Consider the following 22,442-nt stretch of genomic DNA (forward strand, 5'->3'; position numbering starts at 1 on the left):
TCAGGCGGGCCGGGTGATCGCGGCGAGCATCAGGGCCCGGAGTTCGGCGGCGACGTCGGCGACCGGGAGCGGCGGGGTGTGCGCCTGCCATTCGCGCAGCAGACCGGTCGCCGCGCCGACGAGCGCGATCGCCGTCAGGCGGTAATCGCGATCCGGTGCGACCCCGTGCGCCGCGGCGTGCCGGGCCTCGGTTTCGATGAACGCGGCCCACCGATCGACCCATTCCTGGTGCTGCGCCTCCAAAGCCGCGCTGACGCCGACGGCCTCGACGTAGTTCAGCCGCGGCATCCGGGGATCCGAGGTGACCGTGCTGACGAAGACGTCCAGCAGTGTCCCGATCCGGGTGACCGCGTCGGCGTCTTCCAGCGTCTCCAGGGTGCCGGTGACGTGCTCCAGCGCGAGCGCGTTGATGCGCTCGTGGAGCGTCAGCAGCACCTTCTCCTTGCTCTCGAACTCCTCGTAGAAGTTCCGCGTCGAGACGCCAGCGCGGGTGCACAACTCGGTGATCTTCGCCTGCCGGTAGCCCGTCGACGTGAACAGGTCCAGGGCCGCCAGGAGCAGGCGTTCACGCCGTTCGGCGCGCCGTTGCTCGGGCGCGACCCCGCCGTAGGTGCGGGCCACTCGACCTCCCCCGATTCGGTAACAGGGATTGCCAGATGCTAGCAACAGCGCCTACATTGCGAAAATCTCGATTACCAAACTGGAGGCTGTAATGCGTCTGGCGCTTCGGACAGTTCTGGTCGCAGCTCTCACCGCCACCCTGATCGGGGCCCCGGCCGCGCAAGCCGCGCCGAGCGCCCCAGGGGATCTGGTCGACTACAAATCGGTCGTCGCCACCGCCCCGGCGAAGGCCTGGAAACTCCACTACCGCTCCACCTCGGCGACGGGGCAGCCGAACACGGTTTCGGGCATCCTGCTGGTCCCGCACACGCCGTGGACGAAGGGCGCCCGCCCGCTGGTCAGCTACGCCGTCGGCACGCACGGCCTCGGCGACCGCTGCGCGCCGTCGACCCGGCTGACGAACGGGTCCGAGAACGAAGTCCTCCTGATGAGCCAAGCGCTTTCGCGTGGCTGGGCGGTCGTCGTGACCGACTACGAGGGCCTCGGCACCCCGGGCACGCACACCTACGCCGTCGGCCAGTCCGAAGGCCGGGCCGTCCTGGACGCCGCCCGGGCCGCTTCCCGGGTCCCTGAAGCGGGCTTGTCCAAGACCGGACCGGTCGGCGTTTTCGGTTACTCGCAAGGAGGTCAGGCCGCGGCTTTCGCCGGCGAACTGCAGCCGTCCTACGCGCCGGACGTCAACCTGGTCGGCGTCGCGGAAGGCGGCGTCCCGGCGGATCTGAACGCGGTCCTGAAGTTCAACGACGGCGGGCCGGCGTTCGGTCTCGTACTCGGTGCCGCTGTCGGCTTCGCGACCGCTTACCCGGAACTGCCGTTCACCGAGGTGCTCAACGCTAAGGGCGAGCGGGCCGTCGCGAAGGTCAAGGAAGCGTGCACCGTCGAGCTCGGCGCTGCGGCGCCTTTCGCGCGGCTCAACGACTTCACGACCGTGCCGAACGTTTCGTCGGACCCGCGCTGGCAGGCCAGGCTCGGCGAGAACCTGGCGGGCAAGACCAAACCCGGCGCGCCGGTCTTCCTGTACCACGCTTCGCTGGACGAACTGATCCCGCTCGCGGTCGGCAAGGGCCTGCTCGACCGTTACCGCGCCCTCGGCGCCGACGTCACCTGGCAGGAGTTCCCGCTGCTGGAGCACATCGGCGGCGTCTCGGCGGGCGGCCCTGTCGCGATGACCTGGCTGGGCACCAAGTTCTGACGAGCCCCGGGGGATGACGCGAAAGCCACTTTCGCAACCTTGAAGGTTGCGAAAGTGGCTTTCGCAACGCTTGCCACCGCCACACGAGCCCCACGTGATTGAAGGGACGACACGACCGAGGCCGGGTCTCCCCGCGTGTCGTCCGTCCAGTCACGCGTGTCGTCCGTCTGATCACGCGTGTCGTCCGAACACGACCGGCATCAGACAGTGTCGAACACCCGAAGCGCGGTCACCGCGTCCGGCGCCAAAGAAGTCGTGAGCGTCCCACCGGCGGCCAAAGGCGTACGCGACCACCACTCACCCGAGGCGGCAGGCAGCGAAGGGCCGCCCACGACCAGATCGGTCGCCAGCACCCGCCGCCCCGCCAGATGCGCCAGGCTGGAGTCCAAAGTGGAGTCACCGATCGTCAGCGTCTGGCGCAACACCGGAACGGCTCCCCGCACGACATGTTGCGTGGTCGCCAAAGTCCCCGGCCGCTCACCGGCCCGCCCGAGCACCAGCACCTCGCGCGTATGCAGGAAGGCACCAGGAGCCAGCGAGGCCCGGAACTCGGCAGTGTGCCGAGCACGAGCGGTCACGACGGTCGGCTCCGGCAGATACTCCAGCAATCCACCGTCCTCCACGACAACGTCCACAAGGGACGAACTCCCCTCCCCGTGCGGGCCGGGAAGCGCGATCGTCGCCGCCACCCCGGAAAGCCGCAGCGAGGCCCCGGCGCCGACACGGATGGTCAGTTTCAGCTCGTCGCCGCCCAACGGCGAAGTCGCCGAATTGACCAGATGCACCACCGCCGTCACGCCGGCGCCCCGCTTGGGAAGGAGCGTGAGCGGCGCCATCGAGCGCAGCTCACGCAGTACGGTCCGGCCGCCCTCGAAGCAGGCGGTCAGCCGCGCGTGCGCCTTCACCCCGCGCGGACCGGGAGCAGCGAGCGGACCCAGTCCGCGACCGCCGGCGCGTTCGGGGTGTCCACAAGGGACTGAGTGATCACCGGAAGTTCGCCCCGCATCCGGTGCGCGTCCGACGTCATCACGTCCATGTCCGCGCCGACCAGATGCGCGATGTCGATCTTGTTGATCACCAGCAGATCCGCCGTCGTGACGCCCGGCCCGCCCTTACGCGGCACCTTGTCGCCACCGGCGACGTCGACCACGAAGACCTGGCTGTCGGCGAGCCCCCGGCTGAACACCGCCGTGAGGTTGTCCCCGCCGCTTTCGATGATCACCAGATCCAGCCCCGGGAAGCGCTCCTCCAGCCGCTCGACGGCGTCGAGGTTCGCGGTGATGTCGTCGCGGATCGCCGTATGCGGGCACGCGCCGGTCTGCACGGCCTCGATCCGCTCCGGGTCGAGCACCCCGGCCTTGCGCAGGAAGTCGGCGTCCTCGGTGGTGTAGATGTCGTTCGTGACGACGGCGAGGTTCACCTCGTCGCCGAGCGCCCGGCACAGCGCCGCCGTGAGCGCGGTCTTCCCGCTCCCCACCGGCCCGCCGATCCCGATCCGGTACGCGCGCCCCGCGGTCGGCGCCTGCTCGTAATGGTCGGGTTCCGCGGCGGTCGGGTCGAAATTGACCGGGTGCACATGTCCGTGACCGTGACCATGCTCAACTGGCAAAGAGACGCACCTCTTCCTGGTGATGCCGGGCGTGTGCCTCGGCGAACAGATCGAGCGCCGGTGAACCCGGCGCCGGGAGATCGGCCGGATCGTCGCCCGCGACCTCGGCCGCGCGCCGGGAAACATCCCGGACCTCGTTCGCGAGCCGGGCCACGACCCCGTTGACGGCGAACGGATCGAGCCCGAGCAATCGGACGGCCGCGCTCGCGGGCCCGCTGATCGCGAGGTACGCCACCGCCATAGCGGCATCGAAGGGCACGCGAACCAGCGCGCCGACGATCACCGGATGATGCGGACGCGGGGTTTCCTTCAGGAGCTGCGAAAGCACCGGCGACGGCCACGCCGCCATTCCCGCCCGAGCGGTTCCGCGACCTTGCGCGCGGGACGCCTCGCGCTGGGCGAGCGACGGCGTCCTGGCGTCGAGTTCGACGTCGAGCCGTCTCCAGTGTCCACTATGGACGCCACGTGCGGCGGCGTGCGCCGAAGCGGCCGCGAACACCGCGGCCAACGAACCGGCCGTTCGCAGGCGCCCGGAGAGGAAACCCGGCAGATCGCGTTCATGCGTGATCAGTTTCCGGGTGACTGCCTCTTCGAGCCCGCCGGAATGGACGTGCCCGCCCCCGGGGAACCGGGAGTCGGCCAGAATAATCGCTGAAAGATCCATCAGAACAAGAAGTATCGTTGCGCCATGGGCAGTTCGGTCACCGGCCGCGGCTCGATCAGCTCACCGTCGACGTGCACGGCGAAGCTGTCCGGCTCCACCCGGATGTCCGGCGTCGCGTCGTTGAGCACCATGTCGGCCTTGCCTCGCGAGCGCGTGTTCGCGATCGGCACGAGCCTTCGCGCGATGCCGAACCGTTCGGCCACCCCGCTTTCCAGCGCTTCCGGTGCCACGAAATGGAAGCTGCTCGCCGCGGCGACCACCGGGGCGGCGCCGAACATCGGCCGCGCGAGCACCGGTTGCGGCGTCGGGATGGACGCGTTCGCGTCGCCCATCGCCGCCCACGCGGGGAAGCCGCCCTTGAGCACCACGTGCGGCCGCACTCCGAAGAACTTCGGCTCCCACAGCACGAGATCCGCGAGCTTTCCGACCTCCACCGAACCGATCTCGTGGTCCATGCCGTGCGCGATCGCGGGGTTGATCGTGTATTTGGCGACATAGCGGCGAGCCCGCAGATTGTCGGCCGCGCCGTCGCCGGGCAGGGCGCCGCGCCGTCGCTTCATCACGTGCGCGGTCTGCCAGGTCCGGATGATCACCTCGCCGATCCGGCCCATCGCCTGCGAATCCGAGCTCATCATGGAGATCGCGCCGAGATCGTGCAGGACGTCCTCGGCCGCGATGGTCGTCGGCCGGATCCGGCTTTCGGCGAACGCCAGGTCCTCGGGCACCGACGGGTTCAGGTGATGGCAGACGACGAGCATGTCGAGGTGCTCGTCGAGGGTGTTCGCGGTGTGCGGGCGGGTCGGGTTCGTCGACGACGGCAGGATGTTGGGCAGCCCGGCGACCTGGATGATGTCCGGCGCGTGCCCGCCGCCCGCGCCTTCGGTGTGGTACGCGTTGATCGAGCGACCCCGGATGGCGTCCACTGTGGACTCCAGGAAACCCGCCTCGTTCAGCGTGTCGGTGTGGATCGCCACCTGGACACCGGATTCGTCGGCCACCGTGAGGCAGGCGTCGATCGCGGCCGGGGTGCTGCCCCAGTCCTCGTGCAGTTTGAACCCGCCGGCGCCGGCGGCCAGCTGTTCGCGCAGTGCCTCGTGCCGGACGGTGTTCCCCTTGCCCAGCAACAGGACGTTGACCAGCTGGCCGTCCATCGCCTGCAGCATCCGGCCGAGGTTCCACGCGCCGGGCGTGACGGTGGTGGCCTTGCTGCCTTCGGCCGGGCCGGTCCCGCCGCCGACGAGGGTGGTGAGCCCGGACGCCAGCGCGGTCTCGGTCAGCTGCGGGCAGATGAAGTGGACGTGGCAGTCGATCCCGCCCGCGGTGAGGATCTTCCCGTTGCCGGACAAAACCTCCGTCGACGGGCCGACGACCAGCGCCGGGTCGACGCCGTCCATCGTGTCCGGGTTGCCCGCCTTGCCGATGCCGACGATCCGGCCGTCGCGGACGCCGACGTCGGCCTTGACGATCCCCCAGTGGTCCAGGATCACGGCGCCGGTGATGATCAGATCCGGCGCGCCCTCGGCCCTGGTCGCCATTCCCTGGCCCATGGATTCGCGGATGACCTTGCCGCCGCCGAACAGCACTTCGTCGCCGCTGCCGGACGGACCCATACTGCGGTCTTCGGTGACCTCGACGAATAGATCGGTGTCCGCGAGGCGGATCCGGTCGCCGGTCGTCGGGCCGAACAGTTCGGCGTACCGCTCGCGATCGATCGACGGCATCAGGACTCCAGCCGCAATCCGGGCACCACACGGTTCCCGGCCAGCGGGACGAGGTCGACTTCGCGTTCCACACCCGGTTCGAACCGCACCGAAGTCCCCGCGGGCACGTCGAGCCGATGCCCTCGCGCGGCTTCGCGATCGAATTCGAGCCCCGGATTCACCGCCGCGAAATGGTAGTGCGAGCCGACCTGGACGGGCCGGTCGCCGAGGTTCCGCACGAGCAGCCGGACCCGCGGCCTGCCCGGGTTCAGCTCGACCGGCGCGCCGCCGGTGATGATCTCCCCTGGTCGCACTCGCGGCCCCTCCCTAGACGATCGGGTCGTGCACGGTGACGAGCTTCGTGCCGTCCGGGAAAGTGGCTTCGACCTGCACGGAATCGACCATCTCCGGCACCCCGTCCAGCACCTGCGCCCGGGAGAGCACCGTGCGGCCGCTCGCGACGAGTTCGCTCACCGTCCGGCCGTCACGGGCACCTTCGAGGACGTGGTCGGTGATCAGCGCGACCGCTTCGGGGTAGTTCAGCCGGACCCCGCGTTCCAGGCGTTTGCGAGCCACGTCCGCCGCGACGTGGATGAGCAGTTTGTCCCGCTCCTGGGGGCTCAGGTGCATGGGAAAGGTCTATCACCGGAAACCGCAGGCCGCCCGATCTCGAAACACAGGATTTACCTCGGCGACCGGTACACGGAAAGTGAACGGCACCGTAACTCTTCGCGTACGAAGCCCGATTTCACTGAATCGTTCTCGTAATCGTGACCGAAAGCACCACATCTTTCGATTGCCCCGCGCCGCGACGTGGAGCAAAGTTTGTCCATCCGTGCGATGAGGCGCGCCTTCGCTGCGTGCATCCCGTCCACGCATGAAACACAAAGCCGGGGAATGCGCATCGAAAGGTTTCACCACAGTGAGTACCTCCACGATCAGCACCAAGCCGTCCGACCAGGTCGACGACGGTTTCCGACCGGGTCTCGAAGGTGTGGTCGCCTTCAAGACCGAAATCGCCGAGCCCGACCGTGACGGTGGCGCACTGCGCTATCGAGGTGTCGACATCGAGGATCTCGCCGGCAAGGTGACCTTCGGTGACGTCTGGGGCCTTCTCGTCGACAGTCGCTTCGGCCACGGGCTACCGCCCGCCGAGCCGTTCCCGCTGCCGGTGCACACCGGCGACGTCCGCGTCGACGTCCAGGCCGCGCTGGCCATGCTCGCCCCCATCTGGGGCTACCGGCCGCTGCTCGACATCACCGACGACGAAGCGCGCGACCAGCTGGCCCGCGCCTCGGTGATGGCGCTTTCGTACGTCGCCCAGTCCGCGCGCGGTATCGGGCAGCCCGCCGTCCCGCAGACCCGGGTCGACGAGGCGAAGTCGATCACCGAACGGTTCATGGTCCGCTGGCGCGGCGAGCCCGACCCGGCCCACGTCAAGGCCATCGACGCCTACTGGGTCTCGGCCGCCGAGCACGGCCTCAACGCCTCCACCTTCACCGCCCGGGTCATCGCCTCGACCGGCGCCGACGTCGCCGCGGCGCTGTCCGGCGCGATCGGCGCCATGTCCGGCCCGCTGCACGGCGGCGCGCCGGCGCGGGTGCTGCCGATGATCGAAGAGGTCGAGAAGACCGGCGACGCGGTCGGCCTGGTCAAGGGCATCCTGGACCGCAAGGAACGGATGATGGGCTTCGGGCACCGCGTGTACCGCGCGGAGGACCCGCGGGCCCGCGTGCTGCGCCGCACCTGCCAGGAGCTCGGCGCGTCGCGGTACGAAGCGGCTGCCGAGCTGGAGCAGGTGGCGCTGAAGGAGCTGCGCGAGCGGCGTCCGGACCACCCGATCGAGACCAACGTCGAGTTCTGGGCGGCCGTGATCCTGGACTTCGCCGAGGTACCGCCGCACATGATGCCCGCCATGTTCAGCTCGGCGCGCACCGCCGGCTGGGCCGCGCACATCCTGGAGCAGAAGAAGACCGGACGCCTGGTGCGGCCGTCGGCCAAGTACGTTGGGCCGGAGCCGCGTAAGCCCGAGGACGTCGAAGGCTGGGACCTGGTGAGCAAGCAGTCCTGACGCGTTTGGTTTCGTGAGTGGCTAGGACGGTTCTAACCGTCCTAGCCACTCACGACACCCACTGCCTGCTCGTGTCGTTCGGTCGCCGAAAGCATGGCCGTGAGCTGATCGACCAGCCAGCCGTCCAGGGCTTCGCGCGGCACGGCTCGCTCCTGCAGCCAGCTCAGCAACGAGCCCTCGACCACCGCGGTCCAGCAGCGCAACGTCAGCAGGAGCATAGGCGAGGGCTCCGACACTCCCAGCGCGTCGAGGATGAGCTCGACGGCGCGGTTGCGGACCTCGTCGATCGCCGCGTCCGTCTCCGACGTCGCGATCACCGAGCCGCTGCGCAACAGCGCGACATAACCGGCCCGGTAGTGATCGGCGACGTCGATCAACCCGCGGACGGCGGCCCGCAGCCGGGTTTCGGGCGGGCCGTCCTCCAGCCCGGCCAGGCCGTCGATAAGGCCTTCGGTGACCGTTTTCAGCGCCTGGACCTGCAGTTCCCGCAGGCTCGAGAAATACCGGTAGAACAGCGGCCGCGAAACCTCGGCGCGGGCGATGATGTCGTCGACCGTGACGAGTTCCGGCGCGCGCGAGCCGAACAGGTCCAGCGCGGCACGGATCAGGTCCTCGCGGCGCGCTTCCGGCGACATCCGGCGTGGACGTCCGGTCACGGGGTGACGTCCAGTTTCGCCGCGGCCCGCAGCAGCCCGGGGGTGAGCCGGGAGAGGACGAGCGCGGCCTTGGCCTCCGGGGTCGACGGCTGGATCGCCTTGTCCTTCTCGACCGCGCGAAGGATGTCGCGCGCGACCTTCTCCGGGCCGAAACCGCGTTTCGCGTACAGCTTGCTGCTCGACTTCTGGCGCCGTTTCTGCTCGATCTCGTCGACACCGACGAAACGGGTGGTGCTGGTGATGTTCGTGTTCACGATGCCGGGACAGATCGCGGTGACGCCGATGTTCTCGGCGGCGAGCTCGGCCCGCAGGCAGATGCTCAGCGTCAGCACGGCTGATTTCGTGGTGGCGTAGGCGGAAAGGATCTTCGACGGCAGATAAGCGGCGGCCGAAGCGACGTTGACGATCTGGCCGCCTTCGGCCCGCTCTCGCATCTGCTCGGCGAAGACGCGGCAGCCGTGGATGACGCCCCACAGGTTCACGTCGATGAGGCGTTCCCAGTCCTCGACCGTCGTGTCGAGGAACGGGCCGGACAGGCCGATCCCCGCGTTGTTGACGACGATGTCCGGAACCCCGAACTCCTCCTTGACCCGCTGGGCGAACTTCTCGACCGCCTCGGCGTCGGAGGAGTCCACTGTGTACTCGCCGACGGTGGCACCCTTGTCCCGCAGGAGTTTCGCGGTTTCCGCGGCGGCCGCGCCGTTGATGTCGGTGATGACCAGGTCGGCGCCCTTGTCCGCGAACGCGAGCGCCGTCGCGCGGCCGATGCCGCTGCCGGCGCCGGTGACCACGACGAGTTTGTGCGCGAATCCTCGGGTTCGGGCCTGTTTGAGCGCACGGCTCTCCTCGCCGCCCTCGACGTGGTCGATCAGCTCGGCGGTGGCGTCGGCGATCACCTGGGGCTTCTCGCGGACGACCCAGTGCGTGCCGACGATCCGGCGGATCCGGAGGTCCGGCGCCCAGCGCTCGATCTCGGTCTGGAGCGGCGTGGTGACGAATTTGTCGCCGGTGGGCGCGAGCACCTGCACCGGGATTTCGGCCGGCCGCGGCCTGGGCCGGGAAAGACGCGTGAACATGTTGGCGCGGTAGAGGTTGAGGCCGTACAGGCCGTCCGAAGTGGACGGAGCTCCGGCCGCCGGATCCATCCGGCCGATCAGCGCGCCCATCGCCCCGGTGCGCCAGAGCAGCTGCGGGATCAGCGGGATCTGGAAGCCGAGGATGTAGGTCGAATGCGCCCACTGGACGAGCGCGTTCTTGAGCCTTTTCGGGCTCGGGCGCACCTGCGCACGGAACCACGCGCCGGCGTGATCGAGGCTCGGCCCGGAGATCGACGTGAACGACGCGAGCCGCCCGCGCAGCTTTTCGCCGGTGACCGAATGCCAGGTCTGGATGGAACCCCAGTCGTGCGCGAGCAGGTGGACCTTGCCCTCGGGCTGGACCTCGTCGACGACCGCGGCCAGGTCGTCGGACAGCTGGTCCAGTTTGTAGGACGCGCGTCCTGAGGGCTTGTCCGAGCGGCCCGCACCGCGGACGTCGTAGACGACGACCCGGTAGCGGCGTTCCAGCAGGGCGGCGATGCCGTCCCACATGGAGCCGTTGTCCGGGTAGCCGTGGACGAGCACCACCGTGGGCGCGTCGTCGACGCCGGTCACCCGGACCGAAAGGCGGATACCGTCGCTGGCCGTCACCCACTTGTGAGACATCCTGTCATGTTAGACAACTTGTCAATAAGGCCACTTTTTCAGCACCGCGCGGCCGAGGGTCCATACCGTGTCGATCACCAGGATGAAGGTCCAGATCCGGCCGATGTTCAACAGCCAGTGACCACTGGAATTCCAGTACCACTCGGCGGGATGAGGGTCACCGAACAGCGCTTCGACCGGCCAGCTGTAGCCGGCGGACGCCAGCGCCGCCTGCGCCACGACGTACACCGCGAGATGGACCGCCCAGTTGCGGAGCGGGTTCGCGCGCTTGTTCGGCTCCTTCGTCACCGATTCGGCCGCTTGCGCACTCTCCCCGACCGTGCGGGTTACCGGCTTTTCCTTTTGTGACACCGTTTTTCGTGGTTCCACGGGAAACTCCGCAACTCCGACACGCCGTACGGCGCCACGAACCACGAACGATCCGAAGAGCAGGAGCGCCGCCGCGCCGAAGCAGGCGGCGCGCCACCCGGCGTCCGAACCGTAGAGCTGCCCCGCCACGAAGGTGCCGATCGTCGCTCCGAGTAGCGTCGCGCTCTCGTAGATCCCCATCGCGCGGCCGAGACTGAGCCCGGCCGCCTCGGCGACCACCGCCTGCTCCACCGGGATGGCGGCCGCGAACGCCGCCGCGGACAGCACCCACATGACCGCGAGCACCGGCGGACTCGGCGCGAAGGCCAGCCCGGCGGCGAAGATCGCGCTCGCCACCATCGCCAGTGCGAGCACCCGCGTCCGGCCGACCTTGCGGACGAAGCCGTGCAGGTAGTCCGGCAGCAGGCTGTACACGATGAAGCCGGGGATGAACACCGCCGCGATCTCGCCGAGTTGCAACTGGTGCCCGCGTTGCAGGTGCATCAGGAGCAACAGGGCGACCCCGGCCTCCGCCATCGCGGTCAACGCGACGAGCGCGAGCATCGGGCGCATCCTCTTGCCCAGTTGCAGCAGCCGCGGCGCGCCCTCTTCGCGCACCGGCGAGGACTTCGCGTTCAGCAGGATCACCGCAGCCACCGCGCACGCCGCCGCGCCGAGCCAGAACACGCCCCGGTAGTCGATCCAGGCGATGGCGGTCAACGCGACCACGAACGCGATCCACGTTCCGCCACCCTCGGCCGCGAACAGCTTGCTGAACGCTCCGTCGTCCCTCGCGAGCCCCTCCCCCACGCGGGCCCGCAAGGCGACCCAGAACAGCGCGCCGCCCGCGCCGCCGAGAACCGCGGCCAGATAGGCGACCCCGATCCCCGGCGCCACCGCGTAGACCACAAAGGACAGTCCATAGAGGACCGCGCCGACGGCCGCGATCCGGCCGCGATCGAACCGGTCCGCGAGGGAACCCGCGATCGGCCGGGCCACGAACGACACCAGCGTCTCGAGCGCCGTCAGCGCCCCGACCTCAGCGGCCGACGCGCCGAGCTGACTCCCCACCCACAGCGGCAGGAGGAAATCGAGCACCTCCGCCGGACCTTTGGTCAGCGCGGCGGCGAGCTGGTTCTCCTCCGCCCTTCGTTTCTGCGCTACTTCGTCCACCCCAGTACCCCCTTTTCGGATACGACTGTATTCTAAAGAGGGAGGAGCGGGCAAGGGGGACGCAGAGTAGGAGGTGTGTGGAAATAGGGACACTCAACGTCCCTATTTCCACACACCCCCTCGCGAGAGGCCCACTGTCGCCCCGAGGAGAGGAGGATGCGTCCGTGCCGAAGATCGTCGACCGCGCCGAACGCCGCCGCGAGATCGCCGGCGCCCTCCTGCGCATCGTCGCGCGCGAAGGCGTCGAGGCCGTCAGCGTGCGCTCGGTCGCCGTCGAAGCCGGGGTGTCCGCGGGCGCGGTGCAGAAGTACTTCTCCACCAAGGAAGACCTGTTCCGCTTCGCCCTCGACATGACCAGCGAGTTCCTGGAGCAGCGCTGGAACACCCTCGATCAGTCCGGCGACCTGCTCGACCTCCTGTTGCGCTTGCTGGTCGAGGCGATGCCGCTCGACGAGCAACGCCGCGCGGAGGTGATCGTCATCAACGCCTTCACCGCCCGCGCCGCCGTCCGGCCGTCGTGGGCTGAGTTCATCCGCACGGGTTACGACGAACTCGCGGAGATCACGGCCCAGTACCTCTCGAAAGCGCAGGCGGAGGGCCATGTCCGCGACGACCTCGCGGCGAGCGACCTGGCCGATGCCGTCCTCGCCCTCTCCGACGGCTTCGCGAACCGGATGCTCACCTCGGCCGACCCAACCGCCCTTCTGCCCTCGCTGGAAACCTCCGTCCGCGCTCTACTGGCGCAGCGTTAGTTACATCTCGAAGTAACTAACGCTGTCCAGTGACGTAAACTTCGCTGCATGAAGACGAGTGATGCACTGCTGCGGCTCAGTGCGTTCACCAGCGCCCAATGGGGCATGGTCACTTCCCGGCAAGCCAAGGCGGCCGGCGTAGACGGCGTCACGCTGCATCGCTTGGAGAAAGCCGGCCACCTCGACCGTGCCCGTCACGGCGTCTATGCCGCCACGATCGCCGCCGTGACCGAGGCACGGGAGGAACAGGCGGCCTGGCTGATGCTCGACGCGGCCGAACCCGCGTGGAAGCGGACTCCTCTCGATCCGGACGGAGGGGTGATTTCCCACGAGTCGGCCGCGCGGCTGCACAGGCTCGGTGAACTCGTCGACGACCGGATAGTCCTGACCACGCCTCGTCGTCGCACCAGCCGAGACCCCGACGTGCGCTTCAGGGTCGCCGAACTGACCGAAGACGACGTGACGACGATCGACGGACTTCCCGTCACCACGGCCTTGCGCACCATCCTCGACCTGTTGGATCAGCGCACAGATGGCAGCCATATCGCCACGATCATCCAAGAAGCGGTAGAGGCGAACCTCGTTCGCGTCGATGTCCTGGCAGAGCACAGCGGCCCCTATGCCTTGCGTTATGGCGTCCGTCGCCCCGGAGACGGCGAAGCGTTGCTCGATCGGCTGCTCGCCGAGATCGGCACCTCGGTCGCACAACTCGCCCACCGTCCCACTCCGACGCGGCCTTGATCCTTGCGTGGCGGCAAATCCAGGTCGCGACACCTTCTCCATCGAGTTCGTGCTGTCACACCACGATGGAGGAATGCCCTCGCAGCGCCTGAGAACACCGCGCGGTTATCTCGATTCCCAAAAGGACAGAGCGAAGAACGATGCGGAGCGGGCTGGCGCTTCCACCGGCGAACTACTGCAGCTGCATTTCCATCGACGGTTGATCGCCCGGGTCTTCCATGGCGACGACGCCGCGAACTGGGTGCTGAAAGGCGGCCAAGCCCTGCTGGTCCGTTGGCCTTCCGCGCGCTACTCCACCGACATCGACCTGCTTTCCGTGGAGGACACGACCGAAGCCGCGGTCGAGGCGCTCAAAGCAGCGGCCACGCTGCGTCTCGACGATCACATTTGGTTCTCCCACCTCGGCACCTCCACCCAAACGCATGTCGAACGCCCGACCCGCAAGGTGTCCTTCATGGCGATGTTCGAAAACGCACCGCTCAATCACCGGGTCCGCGTAGACGTCGTCACCTCCGGGCACATGCCACGGGGCCCCATCACCACCGAGCCGCTGAAACCACCTTTCGCGAGTGATTGCGCACCTTGGCCAGACGCGCGGATGTTCCCGATCGAAGACCATGTCGCGGAAAAGATCTGCGCGATGTACGAACGCCATCAGGCAGGCGATCATCCATCCACGCGTTACAAGGATCTCGTCGACCTCGCCCTGTTCGCCTTGAAGTCCTCCATACCGGGCAAGGAGACGCACGAGATCCTGTGCGACGAAATCGCGCGTCGCCGAAGACGCGGGATGGTGGTGAATCCACCAGCCGGGTTCGAGGTTCCCGATCCGCGTTCTTGGCAGGGCGGCTATCACAAAGCCGCGCAAGGTGTCCGCGGGCTGCCGTCCGAGTTTCGGACGCTCAAGGGTGTGCACACCCTCGTGGACTCCTTCGTAACTCCGCTTCTGCAGGCCGAGCCTCCGGCAGGGCGGTGGCGTCCCGAGGAACGAGCCTGGCGGTGACACCGGTGTCCATCGATCGGTTGACAGCCGGGTTCAGTCCAGCGGTCGTCCCGCGCACCCGCCCAGCACAGCACGATCGAAGGTATGGAAACGGCAGTGAGAGTGCGCGGCCTGCGCAAGGAGTACCCGGGCCACACGGCCGTCGGGGGGATCGATCTCGACATCGAGCCGGGCGAGGTGTTCGCGCTGCTCGGGCCCAACGGAGCGGGCAAGACGACGACGGTCGAGATCCTGGAGGGCCACCGCAAGCGGACCGAGGGCGAGGTCGACGTGCTCGGCGACGATCCCGGCACCGCCGGCCGCGCCTGGCGCGCGAAGCTCGGGATCGTGTTGCAGACGGCCAACGACGCCGCCGAGCTCACCGTCGCCGAGACGGTCCGGCACTTCGCCCGCTACTACCCGGCTCCCCGCGACACCGATGAGGTGATCGAGCAGGTCGGCCTGACCGAGAAGGCGGGTGCCCGCGTCAAAAGCCTGTCCGGCGGGCAACGACGTCGCGTGGACGTCGCGCTCGGGATCATCGGGCGGCCCGAGCTGGTGTTCCTCGACGAGCCCACGACCGGATTCGATCCGGCGGCCCGGCGCCAGTTCTGGGAGCTGATCAGGAGTCTCACCCGCGAAGGCACCACGATCCTGCTCACCACCCACTATCTCGACGAGGCCGAAGCGCTGGCCGATCGCGTCGCGGTCATCACGCGCGGGGCGATCGTCGCCGAAGGGACACCGCAGACGCTCGGCGGCAGGGCGACCGCGGAGGCCACCGTCAGCTGGACCGACGAGCGCGGCGGTCACCAGGAGCGAACCCACTTCCCGGCCAAGCTGATCCGCGAGCTTTCCGCCGACGGCCGCGAGCCGGCCGAGCTGACCGTCCACCGCCCCAGCCTCGAAGACACCTACCTCGATCTGATCGGAGAAGCCCGATGAGCACGCTGACCCTCCCGGGCACCTTCTCGCTCGGTCTCGTCCGGGGCGCCGCGGAGATCAAACAGTTCTTCCGCATCCGCGAGCAGGTGATCTTCACCTTCGCCTTCCCCTCGCTGCTGATGATCCTGCTCGGCTCGATGCTGAACTCCTCGATGCCCGGCATGGCGATCACCACCGGCCAGGTGCTGGCCGCGGGCATGATCGGCTCCGGCATCGTCTCGACGTCCTTCACCAGCATCGGGATCAACCTCGCGTCCGATCGCGAGCTCGGGGCGCTGAAACGGCTGCGTGGCACGCCGATGCCCGCGGCGTCCTACTTCGTCGGCAAGATCATCCTGGTCGGCTTCACCAGCATCGCGCAGGTGGTGCTGATGTCGATCGTGGGCAGCCTGCTGTTCGATCTGGAACTGCCCACCGATCCGGCGAAACTGCTGACCGCGCTGTGGGTCTTCCTTCTCGGCATCACCGGTTGCACGCTGCTGGGGATCGCGCTCGGCTCGGTCACCCGGACGGTCAGCGGCGCGGTCGCGGTGACCAACCTGATCTACATCGCGCTGCAGTTCATCTCCGGGGTGTTCGTCACGCCGATCACCACTCTTCCGAAGGTTATGGTCGACATCGCTTCGTTCTTCCCGGTGAAGTGGATCTGCCAGGGCTTCCGCTCGGTGTTCCTGCCGGCCGAGGCCGCGACACAGGAGATGGCGGGAACATGGGAACTTCCGATGGTGGCACTGGTGCTGACGGCGTGGTGCGCCGCGGGGCTGCTGCTGGCGAAGCTGACGTTCCGCTGGTCGAACGAGGGCAGGTGAACGCCTGGGAGCGGTTCTACTGGCTCTGGGAGGTCCTGTTCGGGGTCACCTTCGCCGCGACGACGGCGCTGGTACTCATCGAAGACGGGACGACGACGAACAAAACGGTCGCCCTCCTGTGCCTGGCGGGCCTCGGCGCGACCTACCTGGTCCAAGGACGCCGCCTCATCAAGGGTCCCGAGTACGAGCACACGCCGTGGCTGTTCGCCGGGATGATGATGCTCTTCACGCTGGGCGCCGTCTTCGCCTCGGGAAACTCCAGCTTCATCCTCTTCCTGGTCTGCCCCGTGCTGTACATGACGATGCCGACGAAGGCCGCGTCGATCCTCACCACGGCGGCGGTGCTGTCGAGCCCGGCGTCGCTGCTCGTCCGGGGCGGCCTCGACGAGCAGCCGGTCCTGCTGCCGATGACGGCGATCCTGATCATCTTCAGTCTCCTCGCCGGCCGCTACACCACCCAGATCATCGAGCAGAGCAAGAGCAGGGCGGCGCTGATCGAACAGCTGAAAGCCAGCCAGGCGGAGGTTTCCCGGCTCTCGCGGGAGGCGGGGACGGCCGCCGAACGCGAGCGCATGGCCCGCGAGATCCACGACACGCTCGCGCAGGGTTTCACCAGTATCGTCACGCTCACCCAGGCGATCGAGTCCGAAATGGACACCGATCCGAAGGCGGCCCGCCGTCATCTGGAGCTCGCGGCCCGGACTGCCCGGGAGAACCTGGCGGAGGCGCGGGCGATCGTCGCGGCTCAGGGGCCGTCGGCGCTCGCCGCCACTTCACTGGAGGAAGCCTTGCGCCGTCAGGTGGAACGGCTGACCGAGGAGTCCGGTATCGAGGCGTCGGTCGACGTCGACGGCCCGCTGCCCGCGCTCCCGATGGCCACTGAGGTCGTCCTGCTGCGAGGAGCGCAGGAGGCCTTGAGCAACATCCGCAAGCACTCCCGCGCCACCTCGGCCGCCCTCAGTCTGTCCACTGTGGACGGAAGGGTCCGGCTCGCCGTGACCGACGACGGCAGCGGATTCGACCCCGCGGCGCCAACCGGCGGCTTCGGTCTGGCGGGGATGCGGGCGCGCGCCGATCAGGTCGGTGGCATCGTGACACTGAAGAGCGAACCCGGTGCGGGGACGACGCTGGAACTGGAGGTACCCGCGTGATCACGATCATGCTGGTCGACGATCACCCCGTGGTGCGGGAAGGTCTGCGCGGAATGCTGGAGGCCGAGCCGGATCTGAGCGTCGTCGGGGAAGCGGGTTCCGGCGACGAGGCCGTCGCGCTGAGCCGGGTCAAGCAGCCGGACGTGATCCTCATGGATCTGCGGATGCCCGGTCTCGACGGCGTCGGCGCGACGCGGAAGATCCTCGCCGACCGGCCGGGCCAGCGGATCGTCGTGCTCACCACCTACGAGACGGACGCGGACATCCTGCGCGCGGTCGAAGCCGGCGCCTCCGGGTACCTGCTGAAGGACGCTTCGCGCGCGGAGCTGGCCGGTGCGATCCGTGCCGCGTCGCGCGGCGAGACAGTCTTGGCGCCTTCGGTCGCCGGGAAGCTGGTGAACCGCGTGCGCAACCCGACGACGTCACCGTTGTCGGCACGCGAGATCGAAGTGCTCCGGCTGGTGGCGCGGGGAAGCACGAACGCCGAGATCGGCCGGGCGCTCCACATCAGCGAGGCGACGGTCAAGACCCACCTGCTGCGCGTGTTCGGCAAACTGGACGTTTCGGACCGCACGGCCGCGGTGACCACCGCTATGCGACTGGGCCTGCTCGGGTAGGCAGAATGCGTCCCATGCTTGCCTCGACCGAATTGGCGCTGCTCCGCCGCCTCGCGCACGAGCAATCCTCGTGCCGCGCCCCGTCCATCGTCGCCGCCGTCGTCCGCGACGGGGAACTCGCCTGGTCAGGAGGGCGCGGACGCGTCGACGGCGAGACACCCGGCGCCGACACGCAGTACCGGCTCGGCTCGATCACCAAGACACTCGTCGCGACGGCCGTCATGCGGCTGCGCGACGAAGGCAAGCTCGACCTCAACGACCCGCTGGAGCGGCACCTGCCGGGCACCGCGTTCGGCTCGGCCACCATCGCTCAGCTGCTGTCGCACACGTCGGGCCTGACCGCGGAATCGCCCGGCTCCTGGTGGGAGCGCACGGTCGGCGCCGACTGGAACGCGCTGGTCGAGAGCCTCAAGGACGGCGCGACGCGGCTGCGGCCGGGCAGCAGGTTCCACTACAGCAACGTCGGCTACGGCGTGCTCGGCGAGCTGGTCGCCCGGCTCCGCGGGCAGTCGTGGCTCGACGTCATCCGCGCCGAGATCCTCGGCCCGCTCGGCATGACCAGGACGTCGCCGCATCCCGAAGGCGCGCACGCGAGCGGATTCGCGGTGCATCCCTTCGCCGATCTCCTCATGCCGGAGCCGTCTCCCGACGCGGGCGCGATGGCGCCCGCCGGGCAGCTGTGGTCGACGATCAACGACCTCGCCCGCTGGACGTCGTTCCTCGGCGGCCACACCGGCGGCGTGCTGAGCGAGCAGACCGTCGCGGAGATGCGTGAGATGGTCACCGTGGACGACGGTGACGCCTGGACCACCGGGTTCGGCCTCGGCGTCATGCTCGTCCGCACCGAAGGCAGGCGGCTGGCCGGGCACACCGGATCGATGCCGGGATTCCTCGCCTGTTCGCTGGTCGACGCGAACGCGGGCATCGGCGCGCTGGTGCTGACGAACTCGACGGCGGGTGTCGGCATCACGCAGCTGTGCCTCGACCTGATGAAGCTGACCGAACAGCACGAGCCCGCCATGCCCGCCGAATGGCAACCGTCCACAGTGGACCCGAAGCTGCTGGAGCTGACGGGGCTGTGGCACTGGGGCCCGACGCCGTACCACCTGCGGCTACTCCCGGGCGGCCTGTTCTCCCTCGCGCCGACCGACGGCCCCGGCCGCGCGTCGCGGTTCGCACCGGTGGGCGAAGACACCTGGGTCGGCCTCGACGCCTACTACGCGGGCGAAACGCTGCGGGTCGGGCGGGACTCAGCGGGGAAGCCGAACCACCTCGACCTCGCGACGTTCATCTTCTCTCGGACCCCGTTCGACCCGACCGCGCCCATCCCGGGCGGCGTCGACCCCGAGGGCTGGCGCTAACGGAAGCGGATGGCGGCGGTCGTGAACTCGCGGCCGCCGTCGGCGCACACCAGGACGTCGCCGTAGCGGGCGTCGCCGACGACCCACATGCGACGCGGGCCGCGCAGCGATTCGGCGAGTTCGTCCGGGCAGTCGTCGATGACGAACTTCGCCGGGTCGCCGTCGAGGACGGCCCACCCGCGCGCGGTCCCGGTGCCCGGGTCCAGCGTGGCGGTGGACAGCGCCCAGGGTCCGAGCACGACGTCGAGGACACGTTCACGACGGCGGATCGTGTACCGCAGCGCCGCCCACCACTGGCGGATCCTCGGCGAGGACCTTTCTCCCGGGAGGTCTCCGTGCATCCAGGACGGCAGGCCGGGAACGAACACGAGCACGAGCGCGCCCGCGAAACCGACGATCGCGCCGATGGTGGCGGTGTCGTCCCAGTCGCGGAAGATCCAGTGCCCGCCGAGCCCGAGGAAGTAAAGGAGCAGGAAACCCCATCTGGGTCTCCACGGGTCGGGCATCAGGCCGCCGGGGTGTGTCCGACCGCCGCGCCGACGGCCGCGATGAACTTGCGGGCGATGCGCTTGCCCTCGCCCCAGTCGACGAAGCCGAACTTCAAGCTCGTCTGGATCGCCAGGCCGGAGCCCTCCGTCGTCCGCTCCACCTTCACGGTGACCGTCTGCCCGTAGCTGAAGAAGCCGAGCTTGGTCGAGAAGGTGACGTACCCGGCCGCGGCGTCGTAGTAGGGGACCTGGCCCTTGACCGCGTCGACCCCGTTCGGGAGGGCCTGCCACAACGCCTCAGGGGGAACCGGGAATCGCTCGTGCACTGTCGCCATGAGGCGAGAAGCTACCCGCGCGACGGGCACCGGCGGGAGGGAGTTGGTCGATCCCACATACCGGACACGCGACACCGACTATCAGCAGGGTCATCCCGACCTGAGAGACTGGGCATATGACCGACGCACCTGAGTTGACCCTCCCCGCGGACCTGAAGCCTGCCGATGGCCGCTTCGGCTGCGGACCGTCCAAGGTCCGTGACGAGCAGCTCGCCAACCTGGCGAAATCCGGTGCCACCTACCTCGGCACCTCGCACCGTCAGAAGCCGGTGAAGTCCCTCGTCGGCCGCGTGCGTGCGGGTCTGTCCGAATTGTTCTCCCTGCCCGAGGGCTACGAGGTGGTCCTCGGCAACGGCGGGACGACCGCATTCTGGGACGCCGCCGCGTTCGGGCTCGTGCGGGAACGTGCGCAGCACTTCACCTACGGCGAGTTCTCCTCGAAGTTCGCGACGGTGACCAAGGGCGCCCCGTTCCTCGCCGACCCGATCGTCGTCAAGGCCGACCCGGGCAGCGCTCCCGAGATCGCCTACGAGGCCGGTGCCGACCTGGTCGGCTGGGCGCACAACGAGACGTCGACCGGTGTCGCGGTGCCCGTCCGCCGTCCCGAAGGCAGCGAAGGCGCCCTCGTCGCCATCGACGCCACCTCGGGCGCGGGCGGCCTGCCGGTCAAGGCCGAGGACTTCGACGTCTACTACTTCGCGCCCCAGAAGTCCTTCGCCTCCGACGGCGGCCTCTGGATCGCGCTGGCCTCGCCCGCCGCCGTCGAGCGCATCGGCGAGATCGGCGCGAGCGACCGCTGGATCCCCGAGTTCCTGTCGCTGACCACGGCGCTCGACAATTCCCGCAAGGACCAGACGTACAACACCCCGGCGGTGTCGACGCTGTTCCTGCTGGCCGACCAGATCGAGTGGATGAACTCGAACGGCGGCCTGGAGTGGACGACCTCGCGCACCCGCGACTCGTCGACCCGGCTGTACGAATGGGCCGAGAAGACCAGCTACACGACGCCGTTCGTCAGCGACCCGTCGCTGCGTTCGCAGGTCGTGGGCACCATCGACTTCGCCGACGAGGTGGACGCCGCCGCGGTCGCGAAGGTGCTGCGCGCCAACGGGATCGTCGACACCGAGCCGTACCGGAAGCTCGGCCGCAACCAGCTGCGCGTCGGCCTGTTCCCGGCCATCGACCCGGACGACATCACGAAGCTGACCCAGAGCATCGAGTACGTCGTCGAGCGCCTGGGCTAGGACTCTTTTCGCGCGTGAAGGCCCCCTTCCCTCGGCTGAGCCGAGGGAAGGGGGCCTTCACGCGCTACCAGGGCGAAGAAGAGCACCACCAGCAGCAAAAGGCCGTAGAGCACGTAGGACTCCGTCGCCAGCCACCAGCCGAAGCTCCCGGCGGGCCGCGGCGCGAGCCACATCGGCGCGACGACGAACAGCGCCACCGTCACGGCCGCGAGGGCGTAGGAAACGACCGATCGGGTCCAGATCAGCAGCGCGAGGATCGGCACACACCAGATCCAGTGGTGCGTCCAGGACACCGGCGACACCAGCAGCCCGCCGATCGCGCAGGCGGTCAGCGCGAACACCGGCTCCGCGACGCGCACGATCACGAACGCGGTCAGCGCGACCACGGCGATCGACGCCAGCACCCAGACGACGTCTTCCGCCGAGCCGAGCCCGAACCGCGCGAGCATCCCGCGCAGCGACTGGTTGCCGACGTAACCGCGATCGCCGATCCGGCCGGTGTCGAAGAGGATGTTCGTCCAGAACTTCGCGGACGCTCCCGGCGCGACCAGGAACATCAGCCCGCCCGCGCCGAGGAAACCGGCGACGACCCGGGCCGCGGAGCGGAAGTCCTTACGGAACAAGAAGAACATGATGAAGAACGCCGGCGTCAGCTTGATCGCCGCGGCGACGCCGATCAGCAGTCCCTTCGTGCGGGCGCGGCCCGGGAGCAGCGCGTCGAGGACGACCAGCAGCATCAGCAGGGTGTTCACCTGGCCGAAGCCGAGCGTCGAGCGGACCGGCTCCATGATCCCGCCGACCGCCTGTGCCCCGATCGCCGCCAGGACGGCGATGGCGCGGCCGCGGACGTTCGCACGGTCGGTGAGCGAGCCGTTGAGCGTGGCCACGAAAAGGTAGACGACGATCCCGCCCGTGATGATCGACGCGAGCCCGACCAGTCTCGTGGCCAGCGCGGCGGACAGGAGCGTGCCGGGCAGGAACACCGCGGCCGCGAACGGTGTGTAGGTGAAGGGCAGCCAGCCGCCGTGCGTCTGCACCCACGCGCCGTACGGGTCGCCCGAGTCGAGAAGCAGCCGCGCGCCGCCGATGTAGACCTCGAGGTCCTGGCCGTCGAACACCTTGAGGGTGAAGAGCACGCCGACCACGACGACTTCGAGCGCGATCAACGCCCCCGCGAGTTTCCGCCCCGACAATCCCACCAGCACCCGGCGAGATTACCCACCGCTACTCCGCGTCCAGTCCTCTGGATGCGGTGGGCCACCGCATCCAGAGGACGAAAC

At 68.9% G+C, this 22,442-nt stretch carries 24 protein-coding genes; 11 read left to right on the plus strand and 13 right to left on the minus strand.

Annotated features, from left to right (window positions below; genetic code table 11):
* Entirely contained in the window at window positions 1-621 is a 621-nt protein-coding gene (locus H4W30_RS17375; RefSeq protein WP_192743744.1) for a TetR/AcrR family transcriptional regulator, read from the minus strand.
* Between the two features lie 91 nt (window positions 622-712).
* Between H4W30_RS17375 and H4W30_RS17380 the strand changes: the two genes are divergently transcribed.
* Window positions 713-1,813, plus strand: coding sequence for a lipase family protein (locus H4W30_RS17380; protein WP_192743745.1), 1,101 nt, complete (start codon window positions 713-715; stop codon window positions 1,811-1,813).
* Window positions 1,814-2,013: 200 nt separating this feature from the next.
* On the opposite strand, the gene H4W30_RS17385 is transcribed toward H4W30_RS17380, so the two are convergent.
* From H4W30_RS17385 to H4W30_RS17410, 6 genes are read right to left on the minus strand one after another with little or no spacing between them, the layout of a single operon-like run.
* Complete coding sequence (locus H4W30_RS17385; RefSeq protein ID WP_192743746.1) at window positions 2,014-2,718, minus strand: urease accessory protein UreD; 705 nt, start codon at window positions 2,716-2,718, stop codon at window positions 2,014-2,016.
* Window positions 2,715-3,422 (minus strand): urease accessory protein UreG, encoded by a 708-nt coding sequence (ureG, locus tag H4W30_RS17390; RefSeq protein ID WP_037317874.1) that lies wholly within the window; start codon window positions 3,420-3,422, stop codon window positions 2,715-2,717. Before ureG ends, H4W30_RS17385 begins: the two co-directional genes overlap by 4 nt.
* Entirely contained in the window at window positions 3,412-4,086 is a 675-nt protein-coding gene (locus tag H4W30_RS17395) for an urease accessory protein UreF (RefSeq protein WP_192743747.1), read from the minus strand. Before H4W30_RS17395 ends, ureG begins: the two co-directional genes overlap by 11 nt.
* Entirely contained in the window at window positions 4,086-5,807 is a 1,722-nt protein-coding gene (locus tag H4W30_RS17400) for an urease subunit alpha (RefSeq protein WP_192743748.1), read from the minus strand. Before H4W30_RS17400 ends, H4W30_RS17395 begins: the two co-directional genes overlap by 1 nt.
* On the minus strand, window positions 5,807-6,100 hold the full coding sequence (locus H4W30_RS17405) for an urease subunit beta (protein ID WP_192743749.1): 294 nt from the start codon (window positions 6,098-6,100) through the stop codon (window positions 5,807-5,809). Before H4W30_RS17405 ends, H4W30_RS17400 begins: the two co-directional genes overlap by 1 nt.
* 13 nt (window positions 6,101-6,113) lie before the next feature.
* Window positions 6,114-6,416: an urease subunit gamma gene (locus H4W30_RS17410; RefSeq protein ID WP_126730487.1), complete on the minus strand. Its 303-nt coding sequence runs from the start codon at window positions 6,414-6,416 to the stop codon at window positions 6,114-6,116.
* A 292-nt stretch (window positions 6,417-6,708) separates the two neighbouring features.
* Here H4W30_RS17410 and H4W30_RS17415 point away from each other — a divergent pair, with 292 nt between their 5' ends.
* Window positions 6,709-7,857: a citrate synthase 2 gene (locus H4W30_RS17415; RefSeq protein ID WP_192743750.1), complete on the plus strand. Its 1,149-nt coding sequence runs from the start codon at window positions 6,709-6,711 to the stop codon at window positions 7,855-7,857.
* A gap of 41 nt (window positions 7,858-7,898) precedes the next feature.
* On the opposite strand, the gene H4W30_RS17420 is transcribed toward H4W30_RS17415, so the two are convergent.
* The 3 genes from H4W30_RS17420 to H4W30_RS17430 are packed head-to-tail and all read right to left on the minus strand — an operon-like array spanning window position 7,899 to window position 11,737.
* Complete coding sequence (locus tag H4W30_RS17420) at window positions 7,899-8,492, minus strand: TetR/AcrR family transcriptional regulator (protein ID WP_192744142.1); 594 nt, start codon at window positions 8,490-8,492, stop codon at window positions 7,899-7,901.
* A 17-nt stretch (window positions 8,493-8,509) separates the two neighbouring features.
* Window positions 8,510-10,201, minus strand: coding sequence for an SDR family oxidoreductase (locus H4W30_RS17425; protein ID WP_192744143.1), 1,692 nt, complete (start codon window positions 10,199-10,201; stop codon window positions 8,510-8,512).
* Window positions 10,202-10,237: 36 nt separating this feature from the next.
* Window positions 10,238-11,737 (minus strand): MFS transporter, encoded by a 1,500-nt coding sequence (locus tag H4W30_RS17430; protein WP_192743751.1) that lies wholly within the window; start codon window positions 11,735-11,737, stop codon window positions 10,238-10,240.
* Between the two features lie 164 nt (window positions 11,738-11,901).
* On the opposite strand from H4W30_RS17430, the gene H4W30_RS17435 reads away from it, so the two are divergent.
* From H4W30_RS17435 to H4W30_RS17470, 8 genes are all read left to right on the plus strand, one after another.
* Window positions 11,902-12,489, plus strand: coding sequence for a TetR/AcrR family transcriptional regulator (locus H4W30_RS17435; RefSeq protein ID WP_192743752.1), 588 nt, complete (start codon window positions 11,902-11,904; stop codon window positions 12,487-12,489).
* Between the two features lie 48 nt (window positions 12,490-12,537).
* Window positions 12,538-13,230, plus strand: coding sequence for a type IV toxin-antitoxin system AbiEi family antitoxin domain-containing protein (locus H4W30_RS17440; RefSeq protein ID WP_192743753.1), 693 nt, complete (start codon window positions 12,538-12,540; stop codon window positions 13,228-13,230).
* A 73-nt stretch (window positions 13,231-13,303) separates the two neighbouring features.
* Complete coding sequence (locus tag H4W30_RS17445) at window positions 13,304-14,233, plus strand: nucleotidyl transferase AbiEii/AbiGii toxin family protein (protein WP_192743754.1); 930 nt, start codon at window positions 13,304-13,306, stop codon at window positions 14,231-14,233.
* An 84-nt stretch (window positions 14,234-14,317) separates the two neighbouring features.
* Window positions 14,318-15,157 carry an ABC transporter ATP-binding protein gene (locus tag H4W30_RS17450; protein ID WP_225949372.1) on the plus strand — a complete coding sequence of 280 codons (840 nt, stop codon included), beginning with the start codon at window positions 14,318-14,320 and terminating at the stop codon, window positions 15,155-15,157.
* Window positions 15,154-15,966 carry an ABC transporter permease gene (locus H4W30_RS17455; protein WP_192743755.1) on the plus strand — a complete coding sequence of 271 codons (813 nt, stop codon included), beginning with the start codon at window positions 15,154-15,156 and terminating at the stop codon, window positions 15,964-15,966. Before H4W30_RS17450 ends, H4W30_RS17455 begins: the two co-directional genes overlap by 4 nt.
* On the plus strand, window positions 15,963-17,117 hold the full coding sequence (locus tag H4W30_RS17460; protein ID WP_192743756.1) for a sensor histidine kinase: 1,155 nt from the start codon (window positions 15,963-15,965) through the stop codon (window positions 17,115-17,117). The genes H4W30_RS17455 and H4W30_RS17460 overlap by 4 nt, the downstream gene beginning before the upstream one ends.
* Window positions 17,114-17,734: a response regulator gene (locus H4W30_RS17465; RefSeq protein WP_192743757.1), complete on the plus strand. Its 621-nt coding sequence runs from the start codon at window positions 17,114-17,116 to the stop codon at window positions 17,732-17,734. Before H4W30_RS17460 ends, H4W30_RS17465 begins: the two co-directional genes overlap by 4 nt.
* Window positions 17,735-17,748: 14 nt before the next feature.
* Entirely contained in the window at window positions 17,749-19,095 is a 1,347-nt protein-coding gene (locus H4W30_RS17470) for a serine hydrolase domain-containing protein (RefSeq protein WP_192743758.1), read from the plus strand.
* Here the strand turns inward: H4W30_RS17470 and H4W30_RS17475 are convergent.
* Window positions 19,092-19,601: a hypothetical protein gene (locus H4W30_RS17475; RefSeq protein WP_192743759.1), complete on the minus strand. Its 510-nt coding sequence runs from the start codon at window positions 19,599-19,601 to the stop codon at window positions 19,092-19,094. The genes H4W30_RS17470 and H4W30_RS17475 overlap by 4 nt on opposite strands.
* Window positions 19,601-19,918, minus strand: a complete 318-nt coding sequence (locus H4W30_RS17480; protein ID WP_192743760.1) for a hypothetical protein — start codon at window positions 19,916-19,918, stop codon at window positions 19,601-19,603. The genes H4W30_RS17475 and H4W30_RS17480 overlap by 1 nt, the downstream gene beginning before the upstream one ends.
* A gap of 116 nt (window positions 19,919-20,034) precedes the next feature.
* On the opposite strand from H4W30_RS17480, the gene serC reads away from it, so the two are divergent.
* Window positions 20,035-21,162, plus strand: a complete 1,128-nt coding sequence (serC, locus tag H4W30_RS17485; RefSeq protein WP_125693785.1) for a phosphoserine transaminase — start codon at window positions 20,035-20,037, stop codon at window positions 21,160-21,162.
* On the opposite strand, the gene H4W30_RS17490 is transcribed toward serC, so the two are convergent.
* Window positions 21,159-22,367: a glycosyltransferase 87 family protein gene (locus H4W30_RS17490; protein WP_192743761.1), complete on the minus strand. Its 1,209-nt coding sequence runs from the start codon at window positions 22,365-22,367 to the stop codon at window positions 21,159-21,161. The genes serC and H4W30_RS17490 overlap by 4 nt on opposite strands.
* Window positions 22,368-22,442: the final 75 nt, after the last annotated feature.

This window comes from Amycolatopsis roodepoortensis (assembly GCF_014873915.1).
Classification (GTDB): Bacteria; Actinomycetota; Actinomycetes; order Mycobacteriales; family Pseudonocardiaceae; genus Amycolatopsis; species Amycolatopsis roodepoortensis.

Excerpts from the sequence above, each read along its gene's own strand:
- H4W30_RS17475 (WP_192743759.1), bottom strand. The coding sequence starts at position 19,601 with ATGCCCGACCCGTGGAGACCCAGATGGGGTTTCCTGCTCCTTTACTTC.
- H4W30_RS17395 (WP_192743747.1), bottom strand. The coding sequence starts at position 4,086 with ATGGATCTTTCAGCGATTATTCTGGCCGACTCCCGGTTCCCCGGGGGC.
- H4W30_RS17400 (WP_192743748.1), bottom strand. The coding sequence starts at position 5,807 with ATGCCGTCGATCGATCGCGAGCGGTACGCCGAACTGTTCGGCCCGACG.
- H4W30_RS17410 (WP_126730487.1), bottom strand. The coding sequence starts at position 6,416 with ATGCACCTGAGCCCCCAGGAGCGGGACAAACTGCTCATCCACGTCGCG.
- H4W30_RS17470 (WP_192743758.1), top strand. The coding sequence starts at position 17,749 with ATGCTTGCCTCGACCGAATTGGCGCTGCTCCGCCGCCTCGCGCACGAG.
- H4W30_RS17380 (WP_192743745.1), top strand. The coding sequence starts at position 713 with ATGCGTCTGGCGCTTCGGACAGTTCTGGTCGCAGCTCTCACCGCCACC.
- H4W30_RS17455 (WP_192743755.1), top strand. The coding sequence starts at position 15,154 with ATGAGCACGCTGACCCTCCCGGGCACCTTCTCGCTCGGTCTCGTCCGG.
- H4W30_RS17480 (WP_192743760.1), bottom strand. The coding sequence starts at position 19,918 with ATGGCGACAGTGCACGAGCGATTCCCGGTTCCCCCTGAGGCGTTGTGG.
- H4W30_RS17440 (WP_192743753.1), top strand. The coding sequence starts at position 12,538 with ATGAAGACGAGTGATGCACTGCTGCGGCTCAGTGCGTTCACCAGCGCC.
- H4W30_RS17420 (WP_192744142.1), bottom strand. The coding sequence starts at position 8,492 with ATGTCGCCGGAAGCGCGCCGCGAGGACCTGATCCGTGCCGCGCTGGAC.
- H4W30_RS17450 (WP_225949372.1), top strand. The coding sequence starts at position 14,318 with ATGGAAACGGCAGTGAGAGTGCGCGGCCTGCGCAAGGAGTACCCGGGC.
- serC (WP_125693785.1), top strand. The coding sequence starts at position 20,035 with ATGACCGACGCACCTGAGTTGACCCTCCCCGCGGACCTGAAGCCTGCC.
- H4W30_RS17445 (WP_192743754.1), top strand. The coding sequence starts at position 13,304 with ATGCCCTCGCAGCGCCTGAGAACACCGCGCGGTTATCTCGATTCCCAA.